Source organism: Oleiphilus sp. HI0043 (assembly GCF_001634935.1).
In genome coordinates this window covers 15,203-30,659 of the sequence record NZ_LWEY01001267.1, presented here as the reverse complement: position 1 = coordinate 30,659, position 15,457 = coordinate 15,203, and the positions used below count along the sequence as shown (strand labels likewise).

Annotated in this window: 14 protein-coding genes; 4 read left to right on the top strand and 10 right to left on the bottom strand. The window is 44.3% G+C overall.

What is annotated here, in order from left to right; all coding sequences use genetic code 11:
• Positions 1 to 37: 37 nt before the first annotated feature.
• The 5 genes from A3729_RS16465 to A3729_RS16445 all read right to left on the bottom strand — a co-directional run bounded on the left by A3729_RS16465 (position 38) and on the right by A3729_RS16445 (position 6,234).
• Positions 38 to 1,813 carry a sugar phosphorylase gene (locus tag A3729_RS16465; RefSeq protein ID WP_068509484.1) on the bottom strand — a complete coding sequence of 592 codons (1,776 nt, stop codon included), beginning with the start codon at positions 1,811 to 1,813 and terminating at the stop codon, positions 38 to 40.
• Positions 1,810 to 3,036 (bottom strand): glycosyl transferase, encoded by a 1,227-nt coding sequence (locus tag A3729_RS16460; protein WP_068509482.1) that lies wholly within the window; start codon positions 3,034 to 3,036, stop codon positions 1,810 to 1,812. The genes A3729_RS16465 and A3729_RS16460 overlap by 4 nt, the downstream gene beginning before the upstream one ends.
• A gap of 13 nt (positions 3,037 to 3,049) precedes the next feature.
• Positions 3,050 to 3,865, bottom strand: coding sequence for a mannosyl-3-phosphoglycerate phosphatase (locus A3729_RS16455; protein ID WP_068509480.1), 816 nt, complete (start codon positions 3,863 to 3,865; stop codon positions 3,050 to 3,052).
• Between the two features lie 60 nt (positions 3,866 to 3,925).
• Complete coding sequence (locus A3729_RS16450; RefSeq protein ID WP_068509477.1) at positions 3,926 to 4,831, bottom strand: hypothetical protein; 906 nt, start codon at positions 4,829 to 4,831, stop codon at positions 3,926 to 3,928.
• A 164-nt stretch (positions 4,832 to 4,995) separates the two neighbouring features.
• A complete protein-coding gene (locus A3729_RS16445; protein ID WP_068509475.1) occupies positions 4,996 to 6,234 on the bottom strand; it encodes a CsgG/HfaB family protein in 1,239 nt (412 codons plus the stop codon).
• Positions 6,235 to 6,829: 595 nt separating this feature from the next.
• Between A3729_RS16445 and A3729_RS16440 the strand changes: the two genes are divergently transcribed.
• Positions 6,830 to 7,417, top strand: a complete 588-nt coding sequence (locus A3729_RS16440) for a nucleoside triphosphate pyrophosphatase (RefSeq protein ID WP_068509507.1) — start codon at positions 6,830 to 6,832, stop codon at positions 7,415 to 7,417.
• A 22-nt stretch (positions 7,418 to 7,439) separates the two neighbouring features.
• On the opposite strand, the gene A3729_RS16435 is transcribed toward A3729_RS16440, so the two are convergent.
• The 4 genes from A3729_RS16435 to A3729_RS16420 all read right to left on the bottom strand — a co-directional run bounded on the left by A3729_RS16435 (position 7,440) and on the right by A3729_RS16420 (position 10,106).
• Positions 7,440 to 7,991, bottom strand: coding sequence for a phosphatase PAP2 family protein (locus A3729_RS16435; protein ID WP_068509473.1), 552 nt, complete (start codon positions 7,989 to 7,991; stop codon positions 7,440 to 7,442).
• Positions 7,960 to 9,147 carry a glycosyltransferase family 1 protein gene (locus A3729_RS16430; protein WP_068509471.1) on the bottom strand — a complete coding sequence of 396 codons (1,188 nt, stop codon included), beginning with the start codon at positions 9,145 to 9,147 and terminating at the stop codon, positions 7,960 to 7,962. The genes A3729_RS16435 and A3729_RS16430 overlap by 32 nt, the downstream gene beginning before the upstream one ends.
• A 186-nt stretch (positions 9,148 to 9,333) precedes the next feature.
• On the bottom strand, positions 9,334 to 9,762 hold the full coding sequence (locus tag A3729_RS16425) for a tetratricopeptide repeat protein (protein ID WP_068509469.1): 429 nt from the start codon (positions 9,760 to 9,762) through the stop codon (positions 9,334 to 9,336).
• A 41-nt stretch (positions 9,763 to 9,803) separates the two neighbouring features.
• A complete protein-coding gene (locus A3729_RS16420; RefSeq protein WP_068509467.1) occupies positions 9,804 to 10,106 on the bottom strand; it encodes a DUF6172 family protein in 303 nt (100 codons plus the stop codon).
• Between the two features lie 358 nt (positions 10,107 to 10,464).
• Here A3729_RS16420 and A3729_RS16415 point away from each other — a divergent pair, with 358 nt between their 5' ends.
• Positions 10,465 to 11,460 carry a branched-chain amino acid aminotransferase gene (locus A3729_RS16415; protein ID WP_068509465.1) on the top strand — a complete coding sequence of 332 codons (996 nt, stop codon included), beginning with the start codon at positions 10,465 to 10,467 and terminating at the stop codon, positions 11,458 to 11,460.
• Between the two features lie 299 nt (positions 11,461 to 11,759).
• Here the strand turns inward: A3729_RS16415 and A3729_RS16410 are convergent, their stop codons facing one another.
• Positions 11,760 to 13,016 (bottom strand): DEAD/DEAH box helicase, encoded by a 1,257-nt coding sequence (locus A3729_RS16410; protein WP_068509505.1) that lies wholly within the window; start codon positions 13,014 to 13,016, stop codon positions 11,760 to 11,762.
• A gap of 201 nt (positions 13,017 to 13,217) precedes the next feature.
• Between A3729_RS16410 and A3729_RS16405 the strand changes: the two genes are divergently transcribed.
• Both A3729_RS16405 and A3729_RS16400 read left to right on the top strand, forming a co-directional pair.
• Entirely contained in the window at positions 13,218 to 13,661 is a 444-nt protein-coding gene (locus A3729_RS16405; protein WP_068509463.1) for a DUF3010 family protein, read from the top strand.
• Positions 13,662 to 13,837: 176 nt separating this feature from the next.
• Entirely contained in the window at positions 13,838 to 15,448 is a 1,611-nt protein-coding gene (locus A3729_RS16400; protein ID WP_082865154.1) for an ABC-F family ATPase, read from the top strand.
• Positions 15,449 to 15,457: the final 9 nt, after the last annotated feature.

The following is a 15,457-nucleotide window of genomic DNA, read 5'->3' as shown; positions in this document are numbered from 1 at the left end:
GACTAGTCGAAACAGGAGGCGAGTTGATTTAGCCGGGCTAGAGAGCACAGAGGTTTGATAACCAGATTGTCTGATAAGGCGCTAAATCGATTGTGTTATCAGCTTTGCTAAGCTCTTGCCCACTGATTAAGTTGCACCATGCTTGAGTATCGACCAGATTAATGTCAGCTATCGCAAGTTGCTGTGACTCCTTGCTGATGTTCGATATACAAAAAATGCTTTGCTTTCTGTCTGGAGACTGACGCCAATAGGCGAATATTTTATCCCCCAGGTGCAAAGTGAATTGCACTGCATTAGGGTGAAAGGCAGCATGTTGTTGTCGGATTTTTAGCAGACGTTTTATTTCGCTGAAGACACGCTGGTGATGCGTGTTTTCGTTAAGCTGCGTAGTTAAATCTGTATAGTCCCACTGGTGTCTGTTAATAGATCGATTATGGCCGGTGTTCTCCATTCGCTTATAGTCGTTTTGGGTGGCTAGCAAGCTATGGACATAAATACCCGGAATGCCCTCTAAGCCAAACATAATGGTATGTGCACAGAGAAAACGTTCGATACCGAATTGATCTTTTCCTTCTGTCGTGCCTTGTAGCGCATCGAATAGTGAGATATTGATTTCGTATGGTTTGCGAGAAGGCGTTTCGGTATTTCGACCATCTACGCTGTCCAGTGCTCGCCATGAGATTTGTCCTCCGAAGCTTTGCATGGTTTCTACTAGATTTTGTACCTCATCTTCGTTGAGAATTCCTTCAATTGGCCGTAAGCCAATACCGTCATGAGAGGCAATGAAGTTGAAATAGCAAGTGCCGTGCTGTGCCGGAGGCATGCTCATCAGCCACAGCTTCAAGTGATGACAGTTCCCACTGATTAAGGTATTCAGCAATAAGGGGGGCAAAGCGAAGTTATAAACACAATGCGCTTCGTTAGCATTACCAAAGTACGACAAGTTTTCTCTATTGGGAATGTTAGTCTCAGTGATAATAATGGCATCGGGCTGAGCATGTTCGATTAACAAACGAAGCAGGCGAACGACGTTATGTGTTTCTTCCAGATTGATACTGCTAGTACCGGCACGCTTCCATAGAAAGGCAATAGCATCCAGGCGAAATACTCGAACGCCCATATCGAGGTAGTGTCTAATGATCTTGATGAATTGCAGTAATACCCGAGGGTTTCTGAAATCGAAGTCGACCTGATCATGACTAAAGGTACACCATACGTGTTGCGTGCCGTAAGGCGTTTCAGTTTTTCTAAGTAGTGGGCTTGTTCTGGGCCTAACGACAGCGCTTAGGTCTGTTTCCGGGTCTTCGGTAAAAAAGTAATCGTGTCCAGGGCCTTCGGCTTTAATAAAGTTCTGAAACCAGACACTACGGCTAGAGCAATGGTTAATCACCAGATCACTCATAAGCTTATAGTGGCTGGCGATGTCCTGGATATCGGGCCAATCGCCTAAGGCTTCATTAACGCTTGAAAAATCCATGACCGCAAAGCCATCGTCTGAGCTATAGGGGAAAAAAGGCAGGATATGAACTGAATTAATGGTGCTTTCACAGTGCTCGTCAAGAAAGTGCTTGAGTGTATGGAGAGGTTTTTCCCCATCGACAAGAAATGTGTCGCCATAAGTAATCATGCACGTTGTTGATTGATCCCATAATGTCTGGTGATCCCCTGGTGTCTGGCAGCTAGTATCTAGCCTCATTTCCTTAAGCGCGCTATCTGTTAGAGAGGCGGTGCTCTCGTTTAGTTCGATGTCATGATAAATAACGTCCAGCAAGTGTTGAGCTTGCTGGACTAGAGCCGAGTATATAGAGTTCATTGTGAGAAAAACTCCTTATTGTCAGCCTCCACCGCTGCATATAGTCTTTCGAGAATATCGGGCTTGGCGCTAATAACTCTGTTCCAACTAGGAATGAAAGGGGTATCCATCGGCTTCTCGAGGAAGGCTTCACCAGCTTTCATGATGTTGTGAGCAAAAAGCTCGACGGCTTTTTCTTCCTGATGAATATCCAGCGACAAGCCATTCATCAAAGCATCGTTGTGATAAGTTTCGACAAAATCGAGCGCGATTCTAAAGTAGGTCGCTTTAATTGAGCGGAATGTTTCAGTGTTAAAGGTCTTGCCGTGAGTTGCCAGTTTTCTAAATAAGGCCTTTGAGATATCGATCGACATCTTGGATAAGCCTCCCTGATCATTTTCAGCTGACAAGTCCTGGTGTTTGTGGTCGTAAACATCGGCAATGTCTACCTGGCACAGCCTATTGTTGGCGTAGTTGCGGTGCATCTCAGAAAGCACACCTATTTCCAAACCCCAGTCGCTGGGAATGCGAATGTCGTTAAGCACATCTTTACGGAAGGAAAACTCACCGGCGAGTGGGTAACGAAAGCTATCCATAAATTGTAGATACTCTAATTCGCCATAGACTTTCTTTAAGGCTCGTAATAGCGGCGTTACCAGCAAACGGCTAACGCGGCCATTTATTTTGCCTTCAGCAACGCGAGCATAGAAACCTTTACAGAACTCATAGTTGAAGCGAGGGTTGGCAACCGGGTAGATCAGTCTTGCTAATAGTTCTCTGTCATAGGTAACAATGTCGCAATCGTGCAGAGCGACTGATTCAGATCGGTCAGACGCTAGCGTGTAGCCCATGCAGTACCAAACATTTCGTCCTTTTCCTAACTCTTTTGGTGCCAGGTTTAAGGCTTGTAATTCAGCATCAATCGCTTTGAGTCGTGGACCTTCATTCCAGAGGACGCGGTGATGTTGCGGTAATTGGCCAAAGAACTTTAAAGCGTGCCGGTACTGCGCCTCGTTAGCTCGATCTAAGCCAATAACGATTTCTGATAGATAGTCGGCACCTTCGAGGTGGCTGACGATCTTGGGTAGTGCCTCACCTTCGAGTTCGGAGAAAAGAGATGGAAGAATCAAGGACATGGGGCGTTGTTTACTAAAGCCCCTTAACTCATCTTCCAAATCATCCAGAGGGCGACGTGATAGGTTGTGTAGGGTGGTGACAATGCCGTTTTGATAGAAATCAGCCATAATGATTTTCTCTCTAACTGTAGATAATGTTGTTTACGCCTTGGGCCCAGCCTTTCGGGCCACAATGCTCGCTAACTTGGTAGCCACTAGTACGGGCTAAACTTGGTGGAGCGTGAGCTGGAGAGCGGATAATGAGCGCTCTATCAGCAAGCTCCAACATGGCGACATCATTAAGACTATCGCCAATTGCGAGTGTTTTTAAGTCGCAGGGAATGGAAAAATTAATGAACTGTTTGACCAGCCAAGATAAGGCTCGGCCTTTATCGTGATCTCCGTTCAAGCATAGGAAACGCCCTCCTTGAAGAACGGTGCCTCCCTTATTTTCCAGATAAGTAATGAAGGATTGCTTATCGGAATGATTGCCTAGCCATTGAATTGGCTCACTGTACTCGCGCTCATTCGCTTGCTTGGCTTGCTCGACGCTAAGCCCTGTTAGCTCGGCAAGCGCTTGCTCGCTCATCGCTGCAAAATGGTTAAATTGCTGCGGAAAATCCTTTTTGGCTTGTTCGAGAATACCGAGCCAGTGTTGACGTGTTTCTGATAAGCCATAAACCCAGTATCCGTTTTGCTCGTAGCAAGCTTCTGGTTTACAGGGAAAATAGTCCGTAGGGATCAAGACAGCAGCGCCATTTTCAACAATAAACGGTTGCTGGTTTTTGATTGCTTTTCTGAGCTTGAGCACCTCGGTACGAGTTTTACTGGTGGCAAAAATAACAGGAATATGATCTGCCTTTAGTTTCCCCAGCAAGGCTTTGGCTTCGGCATATTGATAGCTTTCATGGTCTAGTAAGGAGCCATCTAAATCAGTAAATATTAACCATTGCTTCATATTGATTCTCCTTTACTCTATTCTCTTCAATCAAGAGTTTAACTAACTTTGTCCTAGAGTTTAAATGTCTAAACCTCTAGGCATAAGGTGCTTTACAACCTTTCGTGAATTGTCCAGATTCAGTACGTGATGGCAGTGCTCAGGAAGGCAATCTAAACTATGTCTAGTCAGGCGCTCATAGTGCTGAATAAATGTTTCGACTTCCTCAGGGCTCATGATTTTGCTGTGTGTTTGATCCGTATCAAAAGAGCTTTTCTGACGAAGTTTCTCTTCTTGTTCCAGTCGCCACTGATATACACAGTCGAAGCTTGGCGCTTGTAACATGATCAAGCAATCAATTTGATTCCATAAAGACGGATAGTGGCTTGAGAGTTGATCGTTGACATATTGTCGCCAAGTGCCACTTTCGTCTTGTGTTGATTCAAGTTTGTTGATTGCTTCTTTAAGTCGCTCCTCAGCTTGAGCGGGGATCCCCAGACACCAGCCTTCCAAAATAATTATATCTAAAGGTGCTTCTACTTTTGGCCAGCTGCATTCTGGAAAGCGATCATCGGTAGCTTTATCGAATCGAGGTATAGAGATCTCTTGGTTGTGACTTTTTAGTGCATGCAGTGTATTCAGGGCCAAATTTAGGTCGTGGGTGCCGGGCACGCCTCGTGTTTTAAGCATGGGGTGAATGTCGCGTGCCAAGTGCTGGCGTTGGTCGTGCGTAAGGTAAAAGTCGTCGATAGAGATGGATAGACTCTTTAAACCTTCGGCCTGGAACGACAGGGAAAGGTAGTCTGCCAAAGTAGTCTTTCCAGAGCCTTGGCAACCATTTAATCCAACAATTATGGTTTTTTGTGCACCTTTATGGTGCTTGATAATAGTCTTAACCAGCGGGTCAAACCAAATTGAGGCCTGAGTTAAATAGGACTCAGGTAGCTTGTTGCCCTTTATAAATGCCTGTTTGTCAGCTGTCTTCATGGTAGGGAGCCTATCACTACTCAATAATATAAGTGGGATAATGCATTAACCGTTCCGGTTTTTAAGTTACGGAAGAAGCTTTTGATTGGATCAGGGGGAGACAGCTTTAAATAAGGAACCATGCCTCCCTTAAAACGTCTGGGAGGCATGGGCTAACTTAGCGCCTAACGGAACAGATTTTCTTCATTAACCAATTCAATCGCATTCAACTGATGGTAAATACTATCATCGTAGGCACCATTTGAGATGATGCGTTGTCTGTGACGCTCAAAGATCTTGTTGTACTTCATTATGCGGCTGCCATAAGCAGACCAGGCTTGCTCTTTGGCTTGCTGAGGCCATGATTCGAGTTCAATTTGTGCAGTTTCTAGTTGAGAAACATGCGGGCCTCCCCAAATCATTGACATGGCGAGTGCTCCCATACCGTGCATATCGGGGTGATTCTTCATAGCTTCAATTTGCTGGGGAGTCATTGAGGCAAATGTTCCCATATGCTCCACACTGCGCTTAAGTGCTTTGTAGTAATCTTCCATTGCGTCTTCATCGTAGTTGTCGACGCTAATATTTACATTACGTGTTCTAACATTAACGACAGGTGCTGCAGCAACGACAGGGGTGACAACAGGTGCAGTGTATTGCTGAGTTGCTTGGGGCATTGGGTCGTCTTCACCACCGATCGTTAGACGACCACCTTTACCTAGTCCGCCTTTTACCGTTTGGGCTTTGTATACGCGAAGAGCCTTAACCATTTCATTGAAGGAGTCAGCGAAGGCTGCGGTAACAACCTTACCTTCAGGAGTCTTAGAAAATCCACCTACGCCGACAGCAGCACCGCCACCAAATAGGCCGCCAAGGAAACCGAAGTCATTGTTTTCAGCGCTACCATTTGCCGAAGAAACCTGAACACCAGAACGGTTTTCGATAAGCGTTAAATTGGTTTCGGCTTCATTTGAACTCATTTGACCGGCCGCAAGCTTGCCTAGTGATCCGAAACTGCCAAGTACTGCGCCAAACCCGCCGGTTTTTTCTGCAAACAAGACAGAGGGGCTAAGTGTAAAATCAGCTGCTACCATTTGACCGCCGCCAAAATTACTACCAGAGCGCAGTTGACCAGAATTCATTAGTTGACGTTCACGGTTCATTGCATTCATTGCCGCGCCACGTTCAACGATGACAAAACAGTTTGATTGCTGAATCATGAGTCTTAGGACCGGGACAGTACTTCCTAGTCTTGGATATTGCTGTTTGTAAGTTCCCCACCATGGTAGTGAGGTATCTTCAAAGATAGACAGTGTGCCGAGTGTTTCTTCACACTTTTCGAGTTCTGTGTTGTTATCTACGCTACTTTCACCAGCAGCACTGCCAGTAACGACACCGCTTCCGCCACCACCTAGGGAAGGCATGGTGCTACAAGCAGATAGCAAGATTGATGCGATAGTTATGGATATAACGCTTATTGATTTGATGGGGTTAATTCCGACTTCCTTTTAAATATTCGTGATAACAATATTCAATGTCACATTATGGTTTTACCAACTAACGAAACATTTCCCTCTCTGCTCTATCGAAAAATTACCCTAGGGGCATACTACTTCGTAGTGAGTACTACTCGGAAAAAGACTGCATCGAGCACTGCCTATTATCTTGGCGCTTTTTGAGGGTGATCGAAATATTCTATAGAGCAAAAGTTACAAAAAAATTTCCGTTGCTGTAAGTAACTTGCAATACTATATAACTGTATATTCAGTAGAAAAAAACTCTTAGGATAAACAAAGTACCTTTGCTGAACGTTTTTAGAGGGCTAAATTTATTGGAGAACTGTTATGTTAAAACTAGCAATTTTTCAGAAAGCGCCTTTACTGCTTAACCGACTATAAACAATTGATAAAGCAATCCGTTCCGTTGAAGACGCTGCTACGTAAGGAGCGAGGCTTGTCATACTTTCCGAAGCGATTATTCCAGGTTTACTATTCAATTTATGAAGGAATCTTAAAAAATATGGCAGACTTGCTATTGGCATCTGGCTCCAGTCGCCGGAGAGAACTATTAGAACAAATCGGTGTTCCTTATCATAGTGCATCAATGGATATCGATGAGTCAGTACTTGAAGGGGAATTGCCCGACGCTTATGTAAGGCGCTTGGCTAAAGAAAAAGCCTTAGCAGGTCTCAGCTTTAATCCTGAAAAGACAGTTTTAGCTGCAGATACGACCGTTACGATAGACGGCACGATTCTAGGCAAGCCAGATAATGAACGCGTAGCATTTGAAATGCTAAAGCGTTTATCAGGAACAAATCATCTAGTGCTAACGGGTATCGCTGTGGCGAAGTTATCTGAGGGGAAAGCGGTAATTGAAGCTGATGTTGTGACAACAGAAGTGTCGTTTATGAAGCTGAGTGATCAGCAAATTAGGCAATATATCGCAACGGGTGAACCAATGGATAAGGCAGGTGCATATGGCATACAAGGCAAAGCGGCATTGTTTGTTGAAGGGATTGTCGGAAGCTATAGCAATGTAGTGGGCTTGCCTCTGGCCGAAACAGGGAAGATCTTACAGGCCTTCGATGTGCCTATTTGGCAGGAATAAGGTAAAGGCCAGTAGCGCTGGTTTAGAAGAGTACGGGGCTTAAGTAGTTTGCAATTGATGCCAGCAATATACCTAATCCCGCGCCACACAATACATCTGTCGGATAGTGAAGGCCGAGTACCATTCTCGAGAGGGCAATTAGAATAGAGAAGGGTACCAATAATACAGCGAACTCTGGCAGGTGCCATAGCACAACAGTCGAGAAGCAGGCCGCGTGCATTGTGTGTCCAGAAGGAAAGCTGTATTGATCTAAAGGTGCGCAGCCTTTATAGACATCTTTTGAGCGGATAAATGGTCGTTCTCTTACTAGTTTCTTTTTAAGTTGCTTATAGATCAGTAGGCAAGCACCGCCCGCCGTTATCATCAACCCTGATAAAAGTAGACCTTCTTCACCATATAAGATTGGCAGGACAAGCGCGAGACTATACCAGAAAACACCATCCCCTAAGCGGCTGATTATTGCAAAGAAGGTGTTAACCGTTTTAGTGCGACAAAAATGATTAAGGTACAGGCAAGCTGCAATATCCCAGCTATTGAGCTTATTAAATGCTGTTGATGTTTTGAGAGGATTCATGTGTCTCATCTCCTAGCCTTAAGGGTGGCTTTTCGAGTAACTTTTTGACGAACTGATTGACGATATTGTTCCAGGTAATTGTTTGTGCCAATTGATAGGCATTTTCACGAATTTTTTCCAGCTCGGAAGAGCTTTCGATTGCTTCCAGAGTCAATTGAATGAAGGCTTCGTCATTGTCTAAATTTGCGATATATGCCGAATTGCCATGGCTTAAGTGTTCCTTCGCAGCGGCGTCATTAAATGCAACGATACCCAGCCTGCTTGCCATTGCTTCAGTCACAACATTACCAAAGGTGTCGGTTTTGCTTGGAAATAGAAAAAGGTCTGCTGAGGCATAATACTTGGCTAGCTCTTCACCCGTTTTCATTCCAACGAAACGGATGCCAGGGTGTTCACTTTCCAAGGTTTTTCTTAAGGGGCCATCACCAACGACGACGAAAACACAGTCCGGATGAGTGGCGGTGACGTTCTCATAGGCCTTGATAGCCAAGGCAATATTTTTTTCTCCTGCAACTCGGCCGACATAGAGGCAAACGACTTGCCCATCTGTCACATGCCATCTTTCACGAAGGCGAGAACAGCGTTTACTTGGTGTAAACCGCGAAGAATCGATTCCGCGACTGAGCACACTGACATTTTCAAACCCTTTTCGACTTAGCCATTCCTGCTGTTTTTTCGTAGGCACGATCGTTCCACGTGTCTGGTTGTGAAAATACCTCAGGAAGCCAAATATTAAAGGTTCGAGAAACCCTAGGCCGTAGTACTTACTGTAGGACTGGAAATTAGTATGGAAGCCGCTAAGTATAGGAATATTCAGTTTCTTAGCTGCACGAACAGCTGAAAGACCAAGGGGGCCTTCGGTCGCGACATAAATGGCAGAAGGTGGAGATTTCTTCCATAGACTTACTAGCTTCCTTTTACAAGGTAGGCCAAACTTGAGCTCCTTGTATCTCGGTATAGGAAGTCCGGCAACTGTATAGGTCTCGCATTGATCACTTTCCACTGAGGCATCATCAGGATTCTGCTTGGGTCTGATGATTTGAGTGTAGATACCCTTATTTTGAAGTCCTTCAACCCAGTACTTCAAGGTATTGGCAACGCCATTTACTTCAGGGTAGTAGGTTTCAGTAACAATGCTCACCTTGATTTTTGTCATATCAATACATACTTGGATTTGTACAATTTATGTACAAACTATTCATGTTTGAAGTGACAGTTTGGTGACAAAAGGATGATGGTTTGATGACTTAGGGGCTTTGCCAGAACAGTAGAGTTCTGGGTGTCGCCACAAAAGTACTTATTGAAACTATCTTAAGGGCGAATAAAGTGTGCCCGGTTATGCTTATTCCATCGGGCTTGCTAAGGAATCAAGTAATTCGTTGATCTCTCGTTTAAGTGAGTCATCTTCAATTTTATTGGCGCTAACTTTAGCGTTTTGCAGGTTTTTGATTGCTTCCTCAGTCTGGCCGAGCTCGACCTGCAAGGTCGCCATTGAGTATGCCACTGAAGACATATGGTCTTTTGAATTAATATCGACAGACTTCTTTAGGGCCTTTTCATAAATGGCTATCGCATCGCTTAAGTCTTCTGAAAAGTCAGCTAATGTTTCCCATTGAACAGGGTGATCCTTATCTGTATCTTCATTATCTAGACAGATCGCCTTGAGTTCAGAGTAGAGCGAATCAAAGGTTTCTTGGTCATCTTTTTTCGCTGCTGCCATTAGCTTTTCTGCAAGCCCGTGGACGGCTTTATATATCTTGGTGTTCATCATTTCTTTTTACCTTTGAGTCACGCTGCCTTAGGGTTTACTGTCTAATATTCCTGTTGAATCGAATTGCCATCAGGTGAAACGGCTTTAGCAGTGATTTCCACGTAGATAGTCATAATGTTATTCGCAACCAGTTCATCGATATGGCTCATCAAAGAGGGCAGCTGAATTTCCACAGCCGCTTCTTCTGATTGACCAAACTTACAATCAAAACCCCAATATTTAGTGCCAGAAGGTAGAGGCTTCTTACGTTCCTTTTTGAGAAACTTTCTGATGTCATGTTTTACTGAGTCGACAACGCGAGGCACTTTGATTTTTGGGTGAGCTAATTGATAAGTTTTTTTCATCGGAAGTCCTGCTTGGGTGAGCGCTGTTTGCGCTAGAGAGTTTAAACTGTGGGCAGTGTAATGTTTATGCCGACATTCTACCATGACTTTGACATTTAGCTTGGATTCCTGGGTGTGTGGCCTCCAGCTTAGGGCATACTCATCTTGTTGGGTGGGTAGAGCTTTTTTGAAGGGCCATACTTGCAACTTTATTGATATATCGTCATTGATTGGCGATCTAGGTAGTTTATACTAGGCAGAATTTTATGAATTGAGTGCAGTCTGCTGAAAAATATCGCTGCGATAAGCAATTCACACCGAGCAAAATTGATTCCGGAAGCTTATTTCAAGGCTTCCATTTACAGACTTAGGAATAGTAATGGCCGCATTTGGAACCGTTTTCATGCCTAAAATGGCACTGGCAAGCTACGAAAACAATTCTTGGACCTCTTCAAGTATCATTTCATCCGATAAACTGGAATTACACCCGGGTGCCCATGTCTTGCATTATTCCAGTACATGCTTTGAAGGCTTGAAAGCATTTAAGCATAAAGATGGCAGCATTAATATTTTTCGTATGGATGCCAATGTTCAGCGTATGGCCCAGAGTACAGATTTATTATTCCTACCCGAAATTAACAAAGAACAATTAGGCGATATGATTAAAGAAATCGTCGGACTTTATGTAGAAGACGTACCTGAAGCGCCAGGTTCTATGTATATTCGTCCGACTCATATCGGCACGGAACCAAGCATTGGAAAAGCCGCGGTCTCTTCTGCGACGTCGCTTCTATATGTTTTGTTATCACCCGTAGGTGATTACTTTTCTGGTGGCGTTAAGCCCTTAAGGCTATTGCTAGAAGAAGACGGTATGCGTTGTGCTCCTCATATGGGAATGATTAAGAGTGGTGGTAACTATGCCAGTGCATTAGGCCCAATTGCTCGTGCACGCAACACTAACAATGCTGATCAAGTGCTTTTCTGCCCGAATGGTGATGTACAGGAAACCGGTGCAGCAAACTTCATTCTGATTGATGGAAACGAGATCATAACTAAGGCCTTGGATAGTTCTTTCTTACACGGCATTACTCGTGACTCAATATTAACGATTGCCCGCGATATGGGAATGACCGTGAGCGAACGTGATTTCACGGTAAGTGAATTGATTGAACGCGCACAAAAGCCAGGTACCGAAGCCGCGCTTTCTGGTACTGCCGCAGTATTAACGCCTGTTGGCACCTTAATTCATAATGATGAAGAAATTACAGTAGGTTCTGGTGAGGCAGGTGAAACCACCTTAAAACTTCGCCAGGCACTAAATGATATTCAATGGGGTAAGGCAGAAGATAAGTTTGGCTGGTTGCAGAAAGTCTAAGCCTTGATCATTGCGATGTAATATCGCATTGCGAAAAAGACGCGTATTGAACTGTTTCCTGTGTAGGGGATAAGTTGGTACGCGTTTTTTATATCATCCCACAGATGGGATAAACCTTTTCTCCCCATTTGGCCTCTTTTTAGCACTTCTAACTTGACTTGTGACCAGTGGTCACGGTTAAATAACTACCAGTTACTTATCTTATTTAGGCAAGGCCTTTCCTAATAAGCTGTGTTAGAACATCAAAGCGACTAGCGGTTTATCTCAACGCTAGGTTTTGACACAGCTCCTTTTTCCTCTTACTTTCGTTTCTTACCGTACGCTCTATCTTTTCGACGTTTCTTCTGAGCGGTGCGGGAATTCTTTTTCGATGTTTTAACTTCTTTTGTTAAATCAGGTTCATAGCCGGGTAACCACTGTTGCGGCAAACGTTCATCAAGCACGGCTTCAATTTCTTCTAGTAAATACTCTTCACCTAAGCTTAACAACGATATTGCCAGGCCTTCTTGGCCAGCTCTGCCGGTGCGCCCTATGCGATGAATATAATCCTCCGCAACGTAAGGTAGTTCGTAATTGATGACATACTTGAGCTGGTCAATATCCAGCCCTCGAGCAGCGACATCCGTTGCAACTAAGGCGCGTAGTTTGTTTTGCTTGAAGTCTTCCAGTGCACGCTCACGAGCGCCTTGAGACTTGTCACCATGAATAGCTGCCGTCTTGAGCCCATCCTTGATCATTTCTTTGGAGAGCTCGTCAGCGGCTTGCTTGGTGCGTGTAAAGATGAGTACCTGCTGCCAATTTTTAGAGCCAATTAAGTAAGACGTTAATTCGCGCTTGCGATCCTTGTCGACGGTGTAGACCATTTGTTCAACTTTCTTAGCGGCGGTATTGCGAGCATCGACTTCAATGAGCTTGGGGTCTTTTAATAATTTTTTGCTCAGATCGAAAATAGCCTGATCGAAGGTTGCAGAGAATAGCAGGGTTTGCCGCTGTTTAGGCATGCCCCTCAAAATACGATTTATATCATTAATGAAACCCATGTCTAGCATACGGTCTGCTTCATCAAATACTAGGAACTCAATGTGATTTAAGTCGATACACTCCTTCATGAGCAAGTCGAGTAAACGTCCAGGTGTAGCCACCACAATACTCACCCCCTTTTTGATAGCTTGTATTTGTGGGTTCAAGCTAACGCCGCCATAGGCGATAGCTGACTGAATATTTGTGTTGTGGCTGTAAGTATTTATGCTATTGAATACTTGTAGTGCTAATTCTCGTGTAGGTGTTAATACTAAGGCTTTGGGTGACTGGCAGGAGCTTTCTTCAATGTTGTCATTAATTGGCTTAAGGGTGTTTTGAGCATCAATAAGTTTTTGAATAATGGGAAGGGCAAAGGCTGCGGTTTTGCCCGTACCGGTTTGTGCCCCAGCCATCACATCGTGGCCGGCGAGAACTTCAGGAATAGCTGCTTGTTGGATAGGCGTTGCGTCAAGGTAGCCGAGCTCAAGCAGATGAGTCAATAATTGAGGGGAAAGACCTAGGGTTTGAAAGCTCATGGATATCTCGATTATTGATAGTGGGAAAATGGCGTGCAGTGTAGCGGCTTTATCTTGAACTTGATATATGACACCGCTAGGCTGTTTAATTCCGGGCTTTACTTGATCTGTCATGAAATCTATACGCCAACAGCTATTGATCATTTCATTAGCGTGCAGATTTACCTACAATGCAGCCATTCCTAATATTGAGATTTAGTTATGAAAGTATGTGGTGTTGAATTAAAGGGTAGTGATGCGATTATTTGTCTCTTGTCCATGGATGATGAGATATTCGATATCCCTGACTGTCGCGTAAGAAAAGTGACGCTAGAGAAGAGCCATAGTCTAAAGTACTTTCAGGCTACGTTTGCCAAACTGATGACAGACTATCAAATAGATACCGTAATTATTCGAGAGAGACCGACAAAAGGTAAGTTTGCCGGTGGTGCGATTGGTTTCAAAATGGAGGCTGCAATTGAACTGATTGATGGAGTCGATGTTCGCTTGATAACCCCAGTTGATATCAAAGCAGCTGTTAAGAAAAACCCTATCCCGGTACCTTTTGAAGAAACAGGCCTGAAAGTGATGCAAGAAGCCGCATTTACTACAGCTTATGCCTACCTTATGCGTAGACATTATGGTGTGGATGCAGAACAGGAGTAACGGCCAGGCTTACTTCGACAGTCTTGTATGTTTTATAGTCAATTTGTCTCGACTTTCTAGCCCCAAGTCTTTATAGTTCGCGCCCCTTTGTGCTTAAGCTTCTGTCACTCTTTGCTAAAACCGATTGAAAGACATTCAAGCTGAGCCTCTCACCTTCAAATACCTAGGACGCTCTCTTGATTTCTACCGCTAATATCACCATGCAGTTTGGTGCTGAACCTTTGTTCGAGAACATTTCAGCTAAATTTGGTAACGGTAATCGCTATGGTTTAATCGGGGCTAATGGTTGCGGTAAATCAACCTTTATGAAAATCCTGAGTGGTGAGTTAACACCAACGTCCGGTAACGTTTCTATAACACCAGGTGAAAAGGTCGGTGTACTAAGCCAGGATCAGTTTGCCTTCGAAGAGTACAGCGTTGTCGATGCAGTGATCATGGGTGATGTTGAGCTGTGGAAAGTGAAACAAGAGCGTGATCGTATCTACAGCCTACCTGAAATGTCTGAAGAAGATGGCATGAAGGTCGCTGAATTGGAAACGCAATTTGCGGAGATGGACGGCTACAGTGCGGAGAGTCGAGCCGGGGAAATATTACTATCAGCGGGTATTGCTGAAGAATTCCACTTTGGTTTGATGGCACAAGTTGCACCAGGTTGGAAGTTAAGAGTGTTATTAGCTCAGGCTTTGTTCGCGAACCCTGATATTTTGCTTTTGGACGAACCGACCAACAACCTGGACATTCATACCATTGAGTGGCTCGGTACGGTTTTGAATGAGCGAAAATGTACGATGATTATCATCTCGCACGATCGCCATTTCTTGAATTCTGTGTGCACGCATATGGCGGATATCGATTATGGCGAGTTACGTATTTACCCGGGCAACTATGAAGCCTTTACGGCAGCCTCAACACTAATACGTGAGCAACTATTTGCCGAGAATGCTAAAAAGAGTGCCGAAATTGATGAGCTTCAAGCCTTTGTTAACCGCTTTTCAGCCAATGCGTCGAAAGCTAAACAAGCCAGCTCTCGTGCTAAAAAGCTAGATAAGATAACGCTAGATGAAGTCAAATCGTCTAGCCGTTTAACACCTTCCATTAGTTTCAAGCAAGATAAGAAATTGCATCGCCAAGCCTTGGTGCTGGAAGACTTAGGTCATGGCTTTGACGGTGAGACACTCTTCTCGGGTGGTGACCTGATTCTAGAAGCGGGCGCAAAGCTTGCGGTGATTGGTGAGAACGGGGTGGGGAAGTCAACTTTCTTACGTTGTTTGATGAATGAGATTCAAGCCAATACGGGTGAAGTAAAGTGGGCTGAAAATGCCGTATTAGGCTACTGCCCGCAGGACAGCACGAAAGATTTCGACAGTGACCTAAACCTCTTTGACTGGATGTCTCAGTGGCGTACTGCAAAGCATAACGATTTAATGGTTCGCGGTATGTTAGGTCGAATGCTCTTTACCGAAGATGACGTTAACAAGAAAGCCAAAGTCTGCTCAGGTGGTGAGAAAAACCGCTTGTTGTTTGGCAAGTTAATGATGCAGGACCTAAATATTCTGATTATGGATGAGCCGACCAACCACATGGATATGGAAGCCATTGAAGCTCTGAACGAAGCGCTTAAAAACTTTGATGGCACTTTGATTTTTGTTAGCCACGACCGAGAGTTTGTCTCATCACTGGCAACACGCGTCATCGAAATTAAAGACCAGGGCTTGATAGATTTTCAAGGCACTTACGAAGAGTATATGGCTAACCAGGAAGCAGCTGAGCAAGTTAAGGTCGCTTAGTTCAAGTTG

What these genes read in the sequence shown, in the direction of transcription:
- A3729_RS16465 (WP_068509484.1), bottom strand. Translation starts at nt 1,813, where the DNA reads ATGAACTCTATATACTCGGCTCTAGTCCAGCAAGCTCAACACTTGCTG.
- A3729_RS16460 (WP_068509482.1), bottom strand. Translation starts at nt 3,036, where the DNA reads ATGGCTGATTTCTATCAAAACGGCATTGTCACCACCCTACACAACCTA.
- A3729_RS16455 (WP_068509480.1), bottom strand. Translation starts at nt 3,865, where the DNA reads ATGAAGCAATGGTTAATATTTACTGATTTAGATGGCTCCTTACTAGAC.
- A3729_RS16450 (WP_068509477.1), bottom strand. Translation starts at nt 4,831, where the DNA reads ATGAAGACAGCTGACAAACAGGCATTTATAAAGGGCAACAAGCTACCT.
- A3729_RS16445 (WP_068509475.1), bottom strand. Translation starts at nt 6,234, where the DNA reads ATGCCTTCCCTAGGTGGTGGCGGAAGCGGTGTCGTTACTGGCAGTGCT.
- A3729_RS16440 (WP_068509507.1), top strand. Translation starts at nt 6,830, where the DNA reads ATGGCAGACTTGCTATTGGCATCTGGCTCCAGTCGCCGGAGAGAACTA.
- A3729_RS16435 (WP_068509473.1), bottom strand. Translation starts at nt 7,991, where the DNA reads ATGAATCCTCTCAAAACATCAACAGCATTTAATAAGCTCAATAGCTGG.
- A3729_RS16430 (WP_068509471.1), bottom strand. Translation starts at nt 9,147, where the DNA reads ATGACAAAAATCAAGGTGAGCATTGTTACTGAAACCTACTACCCTGAA.
- A3729_RS16425 (WP_068509469.1), bottom strand. Translation starts at nt 9,762, where the DNA reads ATGATGAACACCAAGATATATAAAGCCGTCCACGGGCTTGCAGAAAAG.
- A3729_RS16420 (WP_068509467.1), bottom strand. Translation starts at nt 10,106, where the DNA reads ATGAAAAAAACTTATCAATTAGCTCACCCAAAAATCAAAGTGCCTCGC.
- A3729_RS16415 (WP_068509465.1), top strand. Translation starts at nt 10,465, where the DNA reads ATGGCCGCATTTGGAACCGTTTTCATGCCTAAAATGGCACTGGCAAGC.
- A3729_RS16410 (WP_068509505.1), bottom strand. Translation starts at nt 13,016, where the DNA reads ATGAGCTTTCAAACCCTAGGTCTTTCCCCTCAATTATTGACTCATCTG.
- A3729_RS16405 (WP_068509463.1), top strand. Translation starts at nt 13,218, where the DNA reads ATGAAAGTATGTGGTGTTGAATTAAAGGGTAGTGATGCGATTATTTGT.